The following is a 17,309-nucleotide window of genomic DNA, read 5'->3' as shown; positions in this document are numbered from 1 at the left end:
ACCGGAGAGTGCCGATGTCTGTTGATCTTGCCACCGTCAAACGGGTGGCCCATCTCGCCCGTATCGCGGTCAGCGAGGACGAAGCCCAACGCATGATGGGGGAGCTAAACGGCATCCTCGGCTTTGTTGAGCAGTTGAGTGAAGTCGATATCGAAGGCGTCGAGCCGATGACCTCGGTGACGCCGATGGCGATGAAGGAGCGAGACGACCTCGTTACCGACGGCAACAAGGCCGCGGATGTGGTCGCCAACGCGCCTGTCTCCGACCGCGACTTCTTCCTCGTGCCGAAGGTCGTGGAGTAAGCCCTTGGCCGTTTCAATCGCCGTCGAAAGTCCGTTGCAGGACGAGGTGCGCGAACTGGTCGCGGAGTTGAACGAGGCTCTGCTGGCGCTGTCGCCGCCGGAGGCCTGCTACCACCTGACGGTGGAGCAGATGGCGGAGCCTGGCGTCACCGTCTGGATCGCGCGCGAGGACGGCAGGGCAATCGCCTGCGGCGCGTTGAAGCGCCATACGGCCGATGTCGGCGAAGTGAAGCGCATGTTCACCCGGCCCGAGTGCCAGGGCAGGGGCGTCGGACGGGAGATTCTGGCGAAGATCGTCGCAGCCGCTGAAGAGGACGGCCTTGCCGAGCTCGTGCTCGAGACCGGCGACCAGCATCCCGCTGCCTGGGCGATCTACGAGAAGGCCGGCTTTACTCGCTGTGGCCCGGTGCTCGACTATCCGGACAGCCCCTATTCCGTTTTTTATCAGAAGCAGCTTGGACGCGCCTCCAGCGCTGCGTGACCGCGAAAAGATAGAACCATGACCGATCTGACCCGCCTGACCATTGCCGAAGCCCGCGAGAAGCTCGGCGCCAAGGAGATCACCGCCGTCGAGCTGACGGAGGCCTATCTGTCCGCGATCGATGCCGCCAACGGTGCGCTGAACGCCTATGTCACTGTCACGCCGGAGAAGGCCCGTGAGATGGCAAAGGCGTCGGATGCCCGGATCGCCGAGGGCAAGGCCGGTGCGCTGGAAGGCATTCCGCTTGGCATCAAGGACCTGTTCGGCACCCGCGACGTCCACACCCAGGCCTGCAGCCACATCCTCGACGGCTTCAAGCCGAAATACGAATCGACCGTCTCCCAGAACCTGTGGAACGATGGCGCCGTCATGCTCGGCAAGCTGAACATGGACGAGTTCGCCATGGGCTCGTCGAACGAGAGCTCCTACTACGGCCCGGTGAAGAACCCGTGGCGCGCCAAGGATTCCAACCTGGACCTCGTACCGGGCGGCTCCTCCGGCGGCTCGGCCGCCGCCGTCTCGGCGTTCCTCTGCGCCGGTGCGACCGCGACCGATACCGGCGGCTCGATCCGCCAGCCGGCCGCCTTCACCGGCACCGTCGGCATCAAGCCGACCTATGGCCGCTGCTCGCGCTGGGGCATCGTCGCCTTCGCCTCGTCGCTCGACCAGGCGGGCCCGATCGCCCGCGACGTCCGCGATGCGGCCATCCTGCTGAAATCGATGGCGAGCGTCGATTCGAAGGACACCACCTCCGTCGACCTGCCGGTGCCGGACTACGAGAAATCGATCGGCCAGTCGGTCAAGGGCATGAAGATCGGCATTCCGAAGGAATACCGCGTCGATGGCATGCCGGAAGAGATCGAGGCGCTCTGGCAGCAGGGCATCGCCTGGCTGAAGGAGGCCGGCGCCGAGATCGTCGACATCACCCTGCCGCACACGAAATATGCGCTGCCGGCCTACTACATCGTCGCTCCGGCCGAAGCTTCGTCGAACCTCGCCCGCTATGACGGCGTGCGCTACGGCCTGCGCGTCGATGGCAAGGACATCGTCGACATGTACGAGAAGACGCGCGCCGCCGGCTTCGGCCAGGAGGTCAAGCGCCGCATCATGATCGGCACCTACGTGCTGTCGGCCGGCTACTACGATGCCTACTACCTGCGGGCGCAGAAGGTCCGCACCCTGATCAAGCGCGATTTCGAACTGGCCTTCCAGGCCGGCGTCGACGCGATCCTGACGCCAGCGACCCCGTCGTCCGCCTTCGGCATCGCCGACGAGGATCTCGCCGCCGATCCGGTCAAGATGTACCTGAACGACATCTTCACGGTAACGGTGAACATGGCCGGCCTGCCGGGCATCGCCGTCCCCGCCGGCCTCGACCACAAGGGCCTGCCGCTCGGCCTGCAGCTGATCGGCAGGCCGTTCGAGGAAGAAACGCTGTTCAAGACCGCACACGTCATCGAACAGGCCGCCGGTCGCTTCGCGCCGCAGAAGTGGTGGTAACAGGCTTTCGCCATGCGACGATTCGGATGGTTTTATAAGGCCGGTAGAGCACCGGCATCATGATTACCATCCGATCCGCGACCACGGACGATGTTCCAGCACTTGCCGAGATCGGCCTGCGCGCCTGGGAGCAGGCGGCGACCAGCGTCGCCGACCTCGATGCGCTCAGAGACAATGCACGCGAAGCCTTCCTGCAGTTCCTCGCTGCGAAATGGGTGACCGTGATCGTTGCGGAGGGCGGCACCATCGCCGGATGGGCGGCGCGTGAGAAGATGGACGAGGAGATCACCGATCTCTGGGTCAATCCCGCCGCACAGCGGCAGGGCGTAGGCACGGCACTCCTGGCGACACTCGAAGACGAGATGCGCCGCTCCGGATTCGAGGCGGCGGACCTGCAGACCCATGCCCGCAATGCGCCGGCGCTCGCCTTCTTCCGGAAGCAGGGCTACGCGGTCAACTGGCTGTCCGTGACCTATTCGCCAAAGCTCGACAGGGATGTGGAATCGGTCGGGCTGCGGCGGCAACTGGTCGACGATCAGCCCATAGGCTACGGGCCGGGCGGCTTCTGATCGGCCCGATCGCCGGGAAAACCCAGAAATGTTCCCTGTTCCTGTCATCGCGTACGGCGCGCTGACGCGCGCGGCCGAAGCCGCGCACGTCCTCTCACCGGTTGTCCAGTTGCGAACGCACCAGGACCAACCCGCGCTGGGTGATGCGGTAGGGTTTTCCGTCGCTGGATGCGATGCATTTGCGCCGCTTGAGTTTACGAAACAACTCCATGTTCAGGCCGCCGGCGCGCCAGCCGTCCCGCGTGATGCAATAGACGTTGATGATGGTCCGGGTGTCGTCCCGTTCGAGTTCGATCCTGCCGCCCTGGGCGAGCAGATGGAGAATGCGCTGTTCGGCGCGAGAAATGTCCATAGTTGTTGAAGTCCGAGAGGCGTCCTCGAAGAACGCGAAAAAACGATCCGCCAGACGAGGTCGGGCGGGCTGAAACGTTTTTTCCGGCCCATGCGCGCAAGAGAGTTGCGGGCAGGGCCCTCAGCGGGACTCAGACGAAGAGAACATAAAGGCTCCACTATTCCGGCCAGAGCCTATGAAGCCGGCGCGTGCCCGTCAAGGCATCTGCGCAACCAGTTGGGGCAACCAGTTCGGTGCCGAAATCCAGGCGATGGCCAGGGCAAGCTGGCCGCCGATGATGAGGTTCAGCAGGGACCGGAACGGCTCCTTGCGTGTCTTGTGTCGCAGAAGTTTCTGGGCGAAAACGGCGCCGAGACTTCCGCCGGCGAGGGCCAGGCCGAGGAGGGTGCTCTCCTGAACGCGCCACCTGCCAGCGCGGGCCGCCGCCTTGTCCCACCAGAAAACAAGGAATGTCGTCAGGTTGACGAACAGCAGGACGGCGAGGCTCAGCAGGACGGTCATGCAGCGAGCCTATCCGAGCCGCGTTAACGTCGGCTATCCGGATTGCGGTGCTGGCCGACTCCGTCGAACCGGCAAAGCCTTGCGCCGCCAGTCCATATGGTCTACCGACACAAGTGAAAATCAGGCACCTGAAGCGACTTCCAAAGAGCTCACCATGACCATTGTCGACGTCCGTACCTCCGAACCGAAACGCTACATTCCCGGCGCCACCGGCGATTGGGAAGTTATCATCGGCCTGGAGGTGCACGCCCAGGTCACCAGCAATTCGAAGCTTTTCTCCGGCGCCTCGACCGAGTTCGGCAAGGCGCCGAACGCCAACGTTTCGCTCGTCGACGCGGCCATGCCCGGCATGCTGCCGGTCATCAACGAGGAATGCGTCAAGCAGGCGATCCGTACCGGCCTTGGCCTGAAGGCGAAGATCAACAATCGTTCGATCTTCGACCGGAAGAACTATTTCTATCCGGACCTGCCGCAGGGCTACCAGATTTCGCAGTACAAGGATCCGATCGTCGGCGAGGGCAAGATCGTCATCTCCGTCGGCCCCGACCGTCAGGGCCAGTTCGAGGATGTCGAAATTGGCATCGAGCGCCTGCACCTAGAGCAGGACGCCGGCAAGTCGATGCACGACCAGCATGCCACCATGTCCTATGTCGACCTGAACCGCTCCGGCGTGGCGCTGATGGAGATCGTCTCCAAGCCGGACCTGCGCTCTTCCGACGAGGCGAAGGCTTATGTGACCAAGCTCCGTACCATCCTGCGCTATCTCGGTACCTGCGACGGCAACATGGACGAGGGCTCGATGCGCGCCGACGTAAACGTGTCCGTGCGCCGCCCCGGCGAGGGTTTTGGTACGCGCTGCGAGATCAAGAACGTCAACTCGATCCGCTTCGTCGGCCAGGCGATCGAGTACGAGGCCCGCCGCCAGATCGGCATTCTCGAGGACGGCGGTGTGATCGATCAGGAGACCCGCCTGTTCGACCCGAACAAGGGCGAGACCCGCTCGATGCGCTCCAAGGAGGACGCGCACGATTACCGTTATTTCCCCGATCCGGACCTGCTGCCGCTCGAGTTCGACGACGCCTATGTCGAGGATTTGCGGGTGCATCTGCCGGAGCTGCCGGACGACAAGAAGGAGCGCTTCGTGCGCGAGCTCGGCCTGTCCGTCTACGATGCCTCGGTGCTCGTCTCGGAAAAGGCGATCGCCGACTATTTCGAGGCGGTGGCTGCCGGCCGCGATGGCAAACTCGCTGCCAACTGGGTCATCAATGACCTCCTGGGAGCGTTGAACAAGGCCGGAAAAGGCATTGAAAACACACCGGTTTCTCCCGGTCAGCTGGGCGGCATCATCGACCTCATCAAGGACGGCACGATCTCCGGCAAGCTCGCCAAGGACCTGTTCGAGATTGTCTGGAACGAGGGTGGCGTACCGGCGGAGATCGTCGAAAGCCGCGGCATGAAGCAGGTGACCGACACCGGCGCGATCGAGAAGGCCGTCGATGAGATCATCGCGGCCAATCCGGATCAGGTCGAGAAGGTCAAGGCCAAGCCGTCGCTGGCCGGCTGGTTTGTCGGCCAGGTGATGAAGGCGACGGGCGGCAAGGCCAACCCGCAGGCCGTGCAGGCGCTCGTGAAGGCCAAGCTCGGCATCGAGGAATAACCGTGTTCTTCGTCCGCACTGCCTCCGAGCGCGATTTGGCCAAGGTCAGCGCGCTCCTGGGGGAGGCGTGGCACGCGACCTATGACACGCTCTACGGTGCCGAGCAGGTCAAGGAGATCACGGCCAAGTGGCATTCGGTCGAGGCCTTGAAGGTGCAGCTTGCGCGCCGCGATGCCGAATTCGTCGTCGCCGACGACGGCAAGGCACTCGGCGGAATGGGCTATGCCGCCATGTCGAAGACCGAGCCGAAGGTCGCGATCCTGCATCAGCTCTATGTCCTGCCGCAGCATCAGGGGCAGGGGATCGGCCGGGACATGTTCGCCGAGCTCGAGACCTGCTTTCCCGACGCGAAGGTCATGCGGCTGGAGGTGGATCCGGAGAACGCCAGGGCGATCGGCTTCTACGAGGCGCATGGATTTGCGAAGGTCGGGGAGACCGCCAATTGCGGCGGCGGTCATTCCGGGATCGCTGCGTTGATCTACGAAAAGATGCTCGGCTAGAGACTCCCGGCTTTGCCGCAGCAACGAACTGTCGCGGCAAAACCGGCTGGAAATGGCGGGAATCGCTGGACATTCAAGGCTTGTCGCGCCATAAGCGATTGATCATTTCGACAGCGGGCCTGCAGGCGGCAGGTCCGTCCAAGGACGGCAATCATGAACCTTCTCAAGCAGATCTTCACCTGGTGGAACGGGCAGACCATCGGCACGCGCTTCCATACCTGGCGCAACGGCAAGAAGGTCGGCGAAGACCAGTTCGGCAACGTCTACTACCAGGGTGGCAAGGATTCCGAAGGCCGCACGCGCCGCTGGGTCATTTACAACGGCTACGCCGATGCCTCGGCCATTCCGCCGGGCTGGCACGGTTGGATGCACCACCGCACTGATGTTTCTCCCGCCGACGAGAACTACGAACCACGCGACTGGCAGAAGAACCACCGCGCCAATTCGACCGGCACCTCCCAGGCCTATCGCCCGCCTGGCTCGCTCGCCGTTTCGGGCGAACGTCCGCGCGTCACCGGCGACTACGACGCCTGGACGCCGCGCAACTGATACGCTTTCGCCACATTTGACGGTTAGCGCATACCGTGCCGGCACGAGCCGGCGACGGGAATTCGCAGGAGACACAGGGATGGCAACGGCCGGCACGCTCAGGATCGTTTCGCGGGCTGCTGCGGCAATTGCCGCGGTCGCGATGACGGTTTTGTCCGCTGGCGCGCCGGCGGAAGCTGCCCGCATCTCCAATCCCGTCGCGGTGTTTTCCGGACTCGACAAGATCACCGGCCGCATCACCTCGTTCGATGTCTATGTTGGGGAAACAGTGCAGTTCGGCGCGCTGCAGGTCACGCCGCGCGTCTGCTACAACCGCGACGACACCGAGGCGCAGAAGGTGGACTCGTTCGTCGAGGTGAACGAGATCACACTCGACCGAAAGATCCGCCGCATCTTCACCGGCTGGATGTTCGCTGAAAGTCCGGGCCTGAATGCCGTCGAGCATCCGGTCTTTGACGTCTGGCTCACGGAGTGCAAGGCGAAATCCGACGTTCCGCCGCCGGCGTCGACGGACGGCAATTAAGTGCTTCGCGCTTGTTCAGAAGCTTCCGGGCACCAAGTCGCGAAGCCGGTCCTGCTTTCGCGAGACATGCCGATCAACGATTTCAGTCGAATTCAGAAGGTCAGGTTTGGCGAGGCCAACGCCTTGGCCAGCATGCCTTCGTAATCGGCCTTGGGGACATCGATCGCGCCGAAGGTTTTCAGGTGTTCGGTCGTGAACTGTGTGTCCAGGAGCCGGAAGCCTCTCTGCTTCAGCCGATCGACAAGATAGACCAGGCAGATTTTTGAGGCGTCGCTGCGCCGGGAGAACATGCTTTCTCCGAAGAATGCCGCCCCCAGCGAGACACCGTAGAGACCGCCGACGAGTTGGCCGTCTTCCCATGCCTCGACGCTATGGGCATGACCCATCTGATGCAGGGTTGCGTAGAGCGACCTGATCTTGCTGTTGATCCAGGTGGAGGGGCGGTCGGGCGCCGCCTCCGCGCAGCACGCCATCACGGCCTCGAACGCGGTGTCGATACGAATCTCGTAGGGAGCTTTACGAATCTTCTTCGCCAGGCTGTGCGAGATGTGGAACCGGTCGAGCGGGATCACGCCGCGTATGTCCGGTTCGACCCAGAACAGCTCCGGGTCGTCGGCCGAATCGGCCATCGGGAACAGCCCGATGGAATAGGCGCGCAGCAAGAGTTCCGGTGTAACTTCCGGGGACCTGCCGCGTCGCCCTGCCATGTTCTGCCCCTAGACCGAAGTCTTGGCCAGATAGTTCTCCAGCCAATGGATGTCGTAGTCGCCGTTGGCGATGTCCTGATTGGCGATCAGTTCCTGAAACAATGGTAGCGTCGTCTTGATCCCGTCAATGACGAATTCGTCAAGAACGCGGCGTAGACGCATCATGCATTCGACGCGGGTGCGGCCGTGGACGATCAGCTTTCCGATCAGACTGTCATAGTAGGGCGGGATGCGATAGCCCTGATAGGCGCCCGAATCGACGCGCACACCCAGCCCGCCGGGCGCGTGGAAGTGCGTGATGGTGCCCGGCGAGGGGACGAATGTGCGCGGGTCCTCGGCGTTGATCCGGCACTCGATCGCGTGGCCCGAGAACTCGATCTGGTCCTGGGTGACGGAAAGCCCGGCGCCGGAGGCGACGCGGATCTGCTCGTGCACCAGGTCGATACCAGTGATCGCCTCGGTGATCGGGTGCTCCACCTGCAGACGCGTGTTCATCTCGATGAAATAGAACTCGCCGTCCTCGTAGAGGAACTCGATCGTGCCGGCGCCGCGATACTTCATCTTCTTCATGGCGTCGGCGCAGATCTGGCCGATCTTCATACGCTGCTCGACGTTCAGGGCAGGGGAATTGGCCTCTTCCCAGACCTTCTGGTGACGACGCTGCAGCGAGCAGTCGCGTTCGCCGAGATGGATCGCGTTGCCAGCGCCGTCGCCGACGATCTGCACCTCGATGTGGCGAGGATGGCCGAGGAACTTTTCCATGTAGACGGCGTCGTTGCCGAATGCGGCAGCCGCTTCGGTGCGCGCGGTGGCGACGGCGACTTCCAGATCTTCCTCGGTTCGGGCGACCTTCATGCCACGGCCACCGCCGCCTGCAGTCGCCTTGATCAGGACCGGGAAGCCGATCTTGCGGGCGATCTCCAGAGCGTTTTCCGGCTTCACTTCGCCCTCGGAACCGGGAACGACGGGAATGCCGAGCTCCTGCGCCGTCTGCTTGGCGGTGATCTTGTCGCCCATCAGGCGAATGTGCTCGGCGGTCGGGCCGATGAAGGTGATCCCGTGCGCGTCCAGGATTTCCGCGAACTTGGCATTCTCCGAAAGGAAGCCGTAGCCCGGGTGAACGGCGTCCGCACCGGTGATCTCGCAGGCTGCGACGATCTGGTGGATGTTGAGGTAGCTGTCGCGCGACGGCGGCGGGCCGATGCAGACGCTCTCGTCGGCGAGACGCACGTGCATGGCGTCGGCATCCGCCGTCGAATGCACGGCGACCGTGGCGATGCCGAGTTCCTTGCAGGCGCGCAGAACGCGAAGCGCGATCTCGCCGCGATTGGCTATGAGGACTTTGGAAATCATCGCTCTGGCCTTACTCGATGACGATCAGGGGTTCGCCATATTCGACCGGTGCGGCGTCGGCGACAAGGATTTCAGTGACCTTGCCAGAGCGCGGCGCCGAAATCTGGTTCATCGTCTTCATGGCTTCGATGATGAGGATCGTCTGGCCCTCCTGAACCGTTGAACCGACTTCAACGAAGGGACGGGAGCCCGGTGCGGGAGCAAGGTATGCGGTACCGACCATCGGCGCGGTGACGGCATTCTTGTTGTCACGGGCAGCGGGAGCGGCGGCCGGAGCGGCCGCTGCGACTGCCGCCGGAGGTGCAAACTGGGCGGTTGGAACAGGGGCCGAGATGTATTGGGGCGTGCCGGCGCGCGAGACGCGGATGCGCAGTTCGTCCTGCTCGACTTCGATCTCGGTCAGGTCCGTCTCGTTGAGGATGTTGGCGAGATCGCGGATCAGTGCCTGATCGATGCCCTGTTTCTTGTCAGCCATTGGATTTAGCCTCTTTTTTTCTTTATTTCGTGATGGATTTCAGCGCGTTCAGCGCCAGGATGTAGCTTTGCTCGCCGAAGCCGCAGATGACGCCCTTGACCGCCGGCGCGATCATGGACTTGTGGCGGAATTCCTCGCGGGCGTGCACGTTGGACAGATGCAGTTCGACGACGGGAATGCGGATGGCGCGGATGGCGTCGTGCAACGCGATGGAGGTATGCGTGTACGCTCCCGCATTGATCGCGATGCCCGCGGCCGTCTCGCCAGCCTCGTGGATCCAGTCGACGAGTGTGCCCTCGTGGTTCGTTTGGCGAAAATCGATGGCGAAACCGAGCTTCTCGCCCTCCGCGCGGCACAACACCTCGATGTCGGCCAGGGTATGCCCGCCATAAATGCCGGGCTCGCGCTTGCCGAGCGCATTCAGGTTCGGGCCGTTCAGGACGAAGATTGTTGACGCCATTCGGATTTCCGCTTGCTGGATCGTGGGTTACGTATAGACCGGCGGTTCTTTCAGGGAAAGCCCAAAGGAATTGCGCCGGTCTTGTCCACAACCATCAAGGCTGAACAGCACCGGGATGGCGGAAAGATGGCGGCTCGGCGCGGACCCCAACGTTGTTTGTGACAACCGGATCACGCGCAATCTTCAAACGGGCCGCGCCGCCCCCTCAGCAGGCCGTCTTGCCGCAGGAGCGGACATTGGCAACCTTGTCGCGGAGTTCGTCAACGCCGACGGCGCCGAAGACGGCCTCGTTCGATATCACGTAGGAGGGCGTGCCGGTGATGCCGAGGCTCTGTGCAAGCGTATAGGCATCGCGAACGGCATCGTCATGCGGCTTTTCTGCCATGGCCTTGCGGATGTCGGCTTCGCTGACGCCGAGCTTGACGGCCACTTCGATCGCGCTCTCCTCGGTGGCACGGCTTTCGGCGCCCAGAAGTGCACGGTGGAATTCACCGTATTTTTCGGGTGCGAGGTCGCGGAAGGCCGCGCTCACCTTGTGGGCCGCGAGTGAATCCGGACCCAGGATCGGCAATTCCTTCAGCACGAAGCGCACGTTCTTGTCGGCCTCGAGCATCGCGTCCATGTCCGAGAGCGCGCGCTTGCAGTAGCCGCAATTATAGTCGAAGAATTCGACGATGGTGACGTCGCCATCAGGATTGCCGAGCGAGATGTCGTATTTGGCGTTGAAGATCGCCTTCTGGTTTTCGGCAATCGCCGATGCAGCCTGCTGCTGCTGCGCCAGCGTCTGCTTCTGTTGCAGCGCTTCCTGCATGTCCATCAGGATTTCCGGATTGGCGAGCAGGTACTCCTTGATGTAGGCGCCGATCTCTTCCTTCTGCTTGGCGTCGAGTGCCAAGGCCGGCAGGGGGATCGACACGGTGCAGGCGAGAGCGAGCGCTGCGGCAAGCGATTTGGTGGTGCGAAACATGCTGTCCTCGTTACATTGCGAAGGCCGCATTCACATCGGGCGCGGCCAAACTTCATCGCCCGCGACGGTGTCGGTCCTTGCGGTGCATTCATAACGACCTTAGGGCGAGGTGGAGGCAAACGAAACAGCAAAAGTGGCCGAAATTCGGGCCTCCCGGGATTGTGAACAGGCGTTTCTTCCGGCAAGGGGAAGGCCGGGGCGAAGAAATCTCACGTAAGGCAAGGAAGCACCCGGCGATGAAGATATCCAGGCGCAGCGCAGTAGAACCCTTTCACGCGATGGACGTGCTCGCGGAGGCAACACGGCGGCGAGCCGCCGGGCATCCGGTGATCTCCATGGCCGTTGGCCAGCCGGCCCATCCGGCGCCGCGCGTCGCACTCGAGGCGGCACGGGCCGCACTTGCCGATGGTCGAATCGGATACACGGAGGCCCTTGGTCTCGATGCGCTGCGTCAGGGCATCGCCGCACACTATCGAACGCGCCATGGCGTCAAGATCGACGCGTCCCGCATCGCCGTGACCACCGGCTCGTCGGCGGCGTTCAATCTGGCCTTCCTGACGCTTTTCGATCCAGGCGACCGGGTGGCGATCGCGCGCCCTGGCTATCCCGCCTATCGCAACATTCTCGCCGCGCTCGGCATCGAGACGATCGAGATCGAGGTGAGTGCCGAAAATGATTTCACCATGACGCCCGAAAGCCTGGAGGCGGCGCAGTCTGTGTTTGGCAAGCTCTCGGGCATCCTGCTGGCCAGCCCGGCAAACCCGACCGGGACCGTCACGAACCGCGCCCACCTGACGACGCTCGCTGACTACTGCTCCGCCAACGACATCGCCTTCATTTCCGACGAGATCTACCATGGCCTGACATTTTCCGGTGAGGAGACGAGCGCGCTCGAACTCACCGATGACGCCGTCGTCATCAACTCGTTTTCCAAGTACTACTGCATGACCGGCTGGAGGATCGGCTGGATGGTGTTGCCGGAAGCCGTCGTGCGACCGATCGAGCGCCTGACGCAAAGCCTCTATATCTCCGCACCGGAAATCTCGCAGCTGGCCGCTTTGGCTGCACTCGGTGCCAGCGACGAGCTCGACCTTCATCGTGAAGGCTACCGTCGCAACCGCGATTTGCTGGCAACTCGCCTGCCGGAACTTGGTTTTTCGATCGCCTCGCCGATGGACGGCGCGTTCTACGCCTATGTCGACGTGGGGCGCTTCACAAACGACAGCATGGCGTTCGCCCGCCGGATGTTGAACGAGATCAACGTCGCGGCGACGCCGGGGCACGACTTCGATCCGATCGGCGGTCACCGCACGATGCGCTTCTCATTTGCCGGGGCGCACGAGCAGATGGTCGAAGCCACCGACCGTATCGCCACCTGGCTGAAGTAGGGGGGCGGCTCCGGTCCGGTTATGCTCTGACGCGGCAAGTCGGGTTCGCCTGTCAGCCGGGCCTGCCCAAGCGCTTCAAAAGCAAAAGACCCGGCACTGGGCCGGGTCTTTTCTAATTGGTTCTGGTGCGCTTCTCAGAAGAAGCCGCGGCGCTGCCACCAGCCGCCCTTCTTGGGCTTCTCCGGTTCGTCATCGCCCTTTTCCTGCGACGTCGACGACGTCACGACCGGGGGCGTGGCGATGGCCGAAAGGTCGCGGTTAGCACGCGCCGACTTGGCCTCGTCGAGCGCTGCCGCGGCTTCCTCAACGGCGGGCTCGGCGGCGGTTTCCTCCGCAGGTTGCGCTTCGACCTCAACTTGAGCTGCGACATCGGCAACGGCCTCTGCGGGTTCAGCTGCAGGTTCGACCTTCGTCTTAGCCTTGCGGGTCCGACGTGCCTTGGGGGCCGGCTCGGGCTGAACCTCGGCGACGACTTCCACTTCGGTCGGCGCCGGCTGGCCCTCTACGGCATCTTCCGCCGCGGCATCCGCATTTTCCAGAGCTGCGATGTCCGCGGTCTCGACTTCATCCGACTCGTCGTCTGATGCCTCGCCAGACGCGGACGTTTCGGCCTCGTCGCGGTTGCGGCGGCCGCCGCGCTTGCCGCGCCGACGACGCTTGCGCTTCTGCTCGCTCTCGGCCGTGCTCAGTGCTTCAGCGCCGGCATCGGCTACGTCGCCTTCGTCCTCGCCGTTGGCGTCGCCTTCGACCTCGTCCTCATCACCGGCCTGTTCGCCGCCGAACGCCGCGGTATCGCTGCCCTCGGCCTCGTCGCGTCCACCGCGACCGCGGCGACGGCGGCGACGCTTGCGCTTGCGGCCCGCTTCATCGGCCGATGCGGCAGGCGTCGGCGAAGCGGCGACCGCTTCGGCCTCTTCCTCGGCGAGATCATCCTCGATGATGATATCGTCGTCCTCGTCCGGCTCCGGTGCGAAGGGAACGAACTGCTCGATCTTAACGGGGTTTTCCACCGGCTCGCCGCGATCGATCGCAAAATGCTGAGCGCCGACATGAGCATCCGCATCGATGACGATGTGCACGCCGAACCGGGTCTCGTAATCGTTGATCGTGCCGCGCTTCTGATTCAGAAGGTAGAGCGCGATGTCCGGCGTCGACCGCACGGTGATGTTGTGCGTGGTGTTCTTGAGCAGGTATTCCTCGACGCCGCGCAGGACGTGCAGGGCGACCGAAGACTGCGAACGGACATGACCGGTGCCGTTGCAGTGCGGGCAGGTCTGCATCGTGCTCTCGAGCACGGAGGCGCGGATGCGCTGGCGCGACATTTCCAAGAGGCCGAAATGCGAGATACGGCCGACCTGGATGCGGGCGCGATCGTTCTTGAGGCAGTCCTTCAGCCTCTTCTCGACGGCCCGGTTGTTGCGCTTCTCCTCCATGTCGATGAAGTCGATGACGACGAGGCCGGCAAGGTCGCGCAGCCGCAGTTGGCGCGCCACTTCCTCGGATGCCTCGAGGTTCGTCTGCAGCGCCGTCTCCTCGATCGAATGTTCGCGCGTCGAGCGGCCGGAGTTGACGTCGATCGAAACGAGCGCTTCGGTCTGGTTGATGATGATGTAGCCGCCCGACTTCAGCGTCACCTGCGGCTGCAGCATGCGGTCGAGCTGGGCTTCGATGCCCGAGCGCGAGAAGATCGGATGGATGTCGCGGTAGGGCTGAACCACCTTGGCGTGGCTCGGCATCAGCATCTTCATGAAGCTCTTGGCTTCCTTGTAGCCTTCCTCGCCGGCCACGATGATCTCGCCGATGTCCTTGTTGTAGAGATCGCGGATCGAGCGCTTGATCAGGCTGCCTTCCTCATAGACGAGGCAGGGGGCGGTGGAGTTCAGCGTCAGCGTGCGAACATTCTCCCACAGGCGCATCAGATACTCGAAGTCGCGCTTGACTTCGACCTTGGTGCGGTTGGCGCCGGCGGTGCGCAGGATCACGCCCATGCCCTGCGGAACCTCGAGGTCGCGGGCGATTTCCTTCAGGCGCTTGCGGTCCTGCGGATTGGTGATCTTGCGGGAAATGCCGCCGCCGCGCGCGGTGTTCGGCATGAGAACCGAATAGCGTCCGGCGAGCGAAAGATAGGTGGTCAGAGCCGCGCCCTTATTGCCACGCTCTTCCTTGGCGACCTGCACCAGCAGGATCTGCCGGCGCTTGATGACTTCCTGGATGCGGTACTGCTTGCGTGGCTTGCGGACGATGCGATCGGGAACCTCCTCCATCGCGTCCTCGGCGCCGACCGATTCGATCTCTTCCTTCTCGTCGTGATGATCGTCGTCATCATCGTCGTCATTGGGGCGCTTGCGCACTTCTTCGGAGATCTCGTCGGTATCGACGGCGGCAGCCATGTCACCGGACGGAGTCTTGCCTTCGCTGTCTTCAGCGGCGGCGGTCTCTTCGGTGGTTGCGGTTCCCTCTGACGCTGCAACTTTCTTTGCGCGCGGCTTGCGGGGCTTGCGTGCCTTCGGCTTGGCTTCCACTTCGGCTTCAGCCGCAATCGCTTCCGCCTCGACGCCGGACTCGGCGGCGTCGATGGTGGCTTCGGCCGCACCGACAGCAGGCTCGGCATCGCCGGCGGCTGTGTCGGCTGTAACTTCGACAGTTTCAGCCTCCGCCTCGGCGATCGCCGCGACCGGGACGGCCACGTCAGCAACTTCCATCGCTTTTGCTACCGGGGCGGTTTCGACGTGCTCGATGTCCTCGTCACGGCGTGCTTCCTCGGCTTCGGCGCGCAGGAGGGCCTGGCGGTCGGCAAGCGGAATCTGGTAGTAGTCGGGGTGGATTTCGGCGAAGGCGAGGAAGCCGTGCCGGTTGCCGCCGTAGTCGACGAAGGCCGCCTGCAACGAAGGTTCGACCCGGGTCACCTTTGCCAGGTAGATATTCCCGCGGATCTGCTTCTTGTGCTGCGATTCGAAATCGAACTCTTCTATGCGGTTGCCGCGTACGACAACGACGCGCGTCTCCTCTGCGTGAGACGCATCGATAAGCATTTTGTCTGCCATGAAAATTCTGCTCCTCGGCGCGAGCGGAACCCGCCTGGCGACCGGTCCTTCAGGGACGGTGGGCCGGAGAGGGGGGATGCTGCTGTGCCGAATATGTGATTTCTCGTCTGACTACGGTGAGCGGGCCGCGGCCAGACAACAGCCGGTACTAGACTGTACCGGTGCCTGTTTACTTCTGACGAATACCGCAGCGACAACATCTACGTCCAAACGAGAATGCCAATGCTCTAGACCAATATGGCCCGATGAAAAGACCCGAAGGGGTCGTGGTGGAAATCCACCCTGAGTTTGGTCCGGCCACCGCCGGAGTACGCGATTCCATTTGCCCGGAAACAAGCATTGCGACGGCGGATGGAGGCCAAATGCGGCGCCAATTCCAGATGGTTGGCTGCCCGTCTGCGGCTCCTATCCCGTCTGTACTTCTTTCCTGAAATTGCTTTTATGTTCAATATGTCACAATGGCAAGGAAAAAGCCGGGACCGTCACAATTATGATCCAATCGCGCGGGATGGAGGCCGGCCGTTCGAGATGGGGTCGGGAACGATAAGGTCTCGTTAACCATGCCGACGGCATCTTGGACGCTCAGCTTTTGTACGGTTCGGATTGGCATGAACTGCTGAATCGGCGTTGAACGCGCCTTGGAATATCCGGTCAGTTGGAGGAGAGCAGGAGTTTGACGGTTGCGGTGCTTCGAGCGGGCCAGGTGAGGCGGTTGGCTGGTAAGGCGTTGCGCCGGGGCGCGGTCGCGGCCCTTCTGATCGCTGCAGCCTTTGCGGGGTTTTCCAGAACGGCGCTCGCTGCCGAGCCGGTCGTGACGACGGCATCAATCCCCGTGGCGGATGCTCCGCTGCTCGCATTTTCCGGCCGTGTTGCCGGAGACGATACCCGCACGCGCCTCGTCATAGACTTCGACCGGCGGCCGGATGTTTCGGTGCACTACGTCGCCAATCCCTACCGCATCCTGCTCGACCTGCCGGAAACCGTGTTCTCGCTCCAGAAAGAGGATGTCGCTGCCCGCGGGGTGTTTTCCGACATTCGCTACGGCGCCATGGCGGCCGGGCGATCGCGGATCGTGCTGACGGCCAGGCATCCGGTCAAGGTCGTCGTTTCCGACGTCCGCGAGGAGGAGGGGGGCGTCAGCTACCGCCTGATCGTCGATGCGGAGGTGGTGACCACGGCCGCATTCTCGGAACTGTTGGCCGGCCAGACGTGGAAGGATGCTACCGCGATCCCGGCGGCGTCCGACGGCGACCAGCTTTTGCCGGGTGCCGCCGCAGGCGGCAGCGGGTCGTTCGTGGTCGCCGTCGATGCGGGGCACGGCGGCATCGACAACGGTGCGCAGGGAGCGGTCACCGGCACCAATGAAAAGGTGCTGACGCTCGCCTTCGCCCAGGAGTTAACGGCTGAACTAAACAAGCTGCCTTCGACGCAGGCCTTCCTGACGCGCGAAAAGGACGAGTTCCTGTCCCTGCCGCAGCGGGTGCAGTTGGCCCGCAATCGCGGCGCCAACCTGCTCATCTCCGTGCACGCTGACACGCTGCGCCAGAAGGACATTCGCGGCGCGACGGTGTATACGATATCGGACAAGGCCTCCGACAGCCTCGCGGCCAATCTTGCCGTGCGGGAGAACCTCTCCGACGAGATCGCAGGCATGACGCTGGAAGGTGAGCCGGCGGAGGTCGCCGACATTCTGATCGATCTGACGCGCCGGGAGACGCAGGCCTTCTCCATCAGCCTCGCCAAGGAGGTGGTCGGCTCGTTCGAGGGGAAGGTCAACCTCATCAATAACCCCCATCGCCATGCCGGGTTCCGGGTGCTGAAGGCGCCTGACGTACCGTCTGTTCTTCTCGAACTGGGCTTTCTGTCGAACAAGGAGGACGAGCAACTGCTGCTCGATCCGGCCTGGCAGAAGAAGGTTGCCGAGCTGCTGGCCCAGGCCGTTCAGCGCTATCGCTCGACCGTGGTCGCCAACGGCGGTTGA

The 17,309-nt window shown here is 63.2% G+C and carries 18 protein-coding genes; 10 read left to right on the top strand and 8 right to left on the bottom strand.

Going from position 1 to position 17,309, the window contains the following annotated elements:
• Positions 1–14: 14 nt before the first annotated feature.
• The 4 genes from gatC to J2Y48_RS21340 are packed head-to-tail and all read left to right on the top strand — an operon-like array spanning position 15 to position 2,852.
• Positions 15–302 (top strand): Asp-tRNA(Asn)/Glu-tRNA(Gln) amidotransferase subunit GatC, encoded by a 288-nt coding sequence (gene gatC / locus J2Y48_RS21355; RefSeq protein ID WP_310422226.1) that lies wholly within the window; start codon positions 15–17, stop codon positions 300–302.
• 4 nt (positions 303–306) lie between these two features.
• Positions 307–783 carry a GNAT family N-acetyltransferase gene (locus J2Y48_RS21350; protein ID WP_310422221.1) on the top strand — a complete coding sequence of 159 codons (477 nt, stop codon included), beginning with the start codon at positions 307–309 and terminating at the stop codon, positions 781–783.
• Between the two features lie 18 nt (positions 784–801).
• A complete protein-coding gene (gatA, locus tag J2Y48_RS21345) occupies positions 802–2,283 on the top strand; it encodes an Asp-tRNA(Asn)/Glu-tRNA(Gln) amidotransferase subunit GatA (RefSeq protein WP_310422218.1) in 1,482 nt (493 codons plus the stop codon).
• Between the two features lie 59 nt (positions 2,284–2,342).
• A complete protein-coding gene (locus J2Y48_RS21340) occupies positions 2,343–2,852 on the top strand; it encodes a GNAT family N-acetyltransferase (protein WP_310422215.1) in 510 nt (169 codons plus the stop codon).
• A gap of 94 nt (positions 2,853–2,946) precedes the next feature.
• Here J2Y48_RS21340 and J2Y48_RS21335 read toward each other — a convergent pair whose 3' ends face one another.
• Together J2Y48_RS21335 and J2Y48_RS21330 are read right to left on the bottom strand one after the other, a co-directional pair.
• On the bottom strand, positions 2,947–3,204 hold the full coding sequence (locus tag J2Y48_RS21335; RefSeq protein WP_310422213.1) for a YjhX family toxin: 258 nt from the start codon (positions 3,202–3,204) through the stop codon (positions 2,947–2,949).
• Between the two features lie 195 nt (positions 3,205–3,399).
• A complete protein-coding gene (locus tag J2Y48_RS21330; protein ID WP_310422210.1) occupies positions 3,400–3,705 on the bottom strand; it encodes a DUF1294 domain-containing protein in 306 nt (101 codons plus the stop codon).
• Positions 3,706–3,859: 154 nt separating this feature from the next.
• Here J2Y48_RS21330 and gatB point away from each other — a divergent pair, with 154 nt between their 5' ends.
• The 4 genes from gatB (at position 3,860) to J2Y48_RS21310 (ending at position 6,934) form a co-directional block, all read left to right on the top strand.
• The gene (gene gatB / locus J2Y48_RS21325) at positions 3,860–5,362 is read left to right on the top strand and encodes an Asp-tRNA(Asn)/Glu-tRNA(Gln) amidotransferase subunit GatB (RefSeq protein ID WP_310422207.1); all 1,503 of its coding nucleotides are present in this window, start codon (positions 3,860–3,862) and stop codon (positions 5,360–5,362) included.
• Positions 5,363–5,364: 2 nt separating this feature from the next.
• A complete protein-coding gene (locus tag J2Y48_RS21320) occupies positions 5,365–5,862 on the top strand; it encodes a GNAT family N-acetyltransferase (protein ID WP_310422204.1) in 498 nt (165 codons plus the stop codon).
• A 153-nt stretch (positions 5,863–6,015) separates the two neighbouring features.
• Positions 6,016–6,411 carry an NADH:ubiquinone oxidoreductase subunit NDUFA12 gene (locus tag J2Y48_RS21315; protein ID WP_310422201.1) on the top strand — a complete coding sequence of 132 codons (396 nt, stop codon included), beginning with the start codon at positions 6,016–6,018 and terminating at the stop codon, positions 6,409–6,411.
• 79 nt (positions 6,412–6,490) lie between these two features.
• Positions 6,491–6,934, top strand: a complete 444-nt coding sequence (locus J2Y48_RS21310; RefSeq protein ID WP_310422197.1) for a DUF2155 domain-containing protein — start codon at positions 6,491–6,493, stop codon at positions 6,932–6,934.
• Positions 6,935–7,026: 92 nt separating this feature from the next.
• On the opposite strand, the gene aat is transcribed toward J2Y48_RS21310, so the two are convergent.
• From aat to J2Y48_RS21285, 5 genes are all read right to left on the bottom strand, one after another.
• Positions 7,027–7,641, bottom strand: coding sequence for a leucyl/phenylalanyl-tRNA--protein transferase (aat, locus tag J2Y48_RS21305; protein ID WP_310422194.1), 615 nt, complete (start codon positions 7,639–7,641; stop codon positions 7,027–7,029).
• Positions 7,642–7,650: 9 nt separating this feature from the next.
• A complete protein-coding gene (gene accC / locus J2Y48_RS21300; protein ID WP_310422190.1) occupies positions 7,651–8,994 on the bottom strand; it encodes an acetyl-CoA carboxylase biotin carboxylase subunit in 1,344 nt (447 codons plus the stop codon).
• Positions 8,995–9,004: 10 nt separating this feature from the next.
• Positions 9,005–9,469 carry an acetyl-CoA carboxylase biotin carboxyl carrier protein gene (accB, locus tag J2Y48_RS21295; protein ID WP_310422187.1) on the bottom strand — a complete coding sequence of 155 codons (465 nt, stop codon included), beginning with the start codon at positions 9,467–9,469 and terminating at the stop codon, positions 9,005–9,007.
• A gap of 22 nt (positions 9,470–9,491) precedes the next feature.
• Positions 9,492–9,929: a type II 3-dehydroquinate dehydratase gene (gene aroQ, locus J2Y48_RS21290; RefSeq protein ID WP_310422185.1), complete on the bottom strand. Its 438-nt coding sequence runs from the start codon at positions 9,927–9,929 to the stop codon at positions 9,492–9,494.
• A 205-nt stretch (positions 9,930–10,134) separates the two neighbouring features.
• A complete protein-coding gene (locus J2Y48_RS21285; protein WP_310422182.1) occupies positions 10,135–10,896 on the bottom strand; it encodes a DsbA family protein in 762 nt (253 codons plus the stop codon).
• Positions 10,897–11,132: 236 nt separating this feature from the next.
• Here J2Y48_RS21285 and J2Y48_RS21280 point away from each other — a divergent pair, with 236 nt between their 5' ends.
• Positions 11,133–12,284, top strand: a complete 1,152-nt coding sequence (locus tag J2Y48_RS21280; protein ID WP_310422178.1) for an aminotransferase class I/II-fold pyridoxal phosphate-dependent enzyme — start codon at positions 11,133–11,135, stop codon at positions 12,282–12,284.
• Positions 12,285–12,418: 134 nt separating this feature from the next.
• Here J2Y48_RS21280 and J2Y48_RS21275 read toward each other — a convergent pair whose 3' ends face one another.
• A complete protein-coding gene (locus J2Y48_RS21275) occupies positions 12,419–15,328 on the bottom strand; it encodes an Rne/Rng family ribonuclease (protein ID WP_310422175.1) in 2,910 nt (969 codons plus the stop codon).
• Positions 15,329–16,055: 727 nt separating this feature from the next.
• Between J2Y48_RS21275 and J2Y48_RS21270 the strand changes: the two genes are divergently transcribed.
• Positions 16,056–17,309: an N-acetylmuramoyl-L-alanine amidase gene (locus J2Y48_RS21270; protein WP_405030277.1), complete on the top strand. Its 1,254-nt coding sequence runs from the start codon at positions 16,056–16,058 to the stop codon at positions 17,307–17,309.

Origin of the sequence: Mycoplana sp. BE70 (genome assembly GCF_031455855.1) — a bacterium.
GTDB lineage: Bacteria > Pseudomonadota > Alphaproteobacteria > Rhizobiales > Rhizobiaceae > Mycoplana.
The sequence above is the reverse complement of the archived record's forward strand: the minus strand, read 5'-3'. Positions and strand labels throughout refer to the sequence as shown.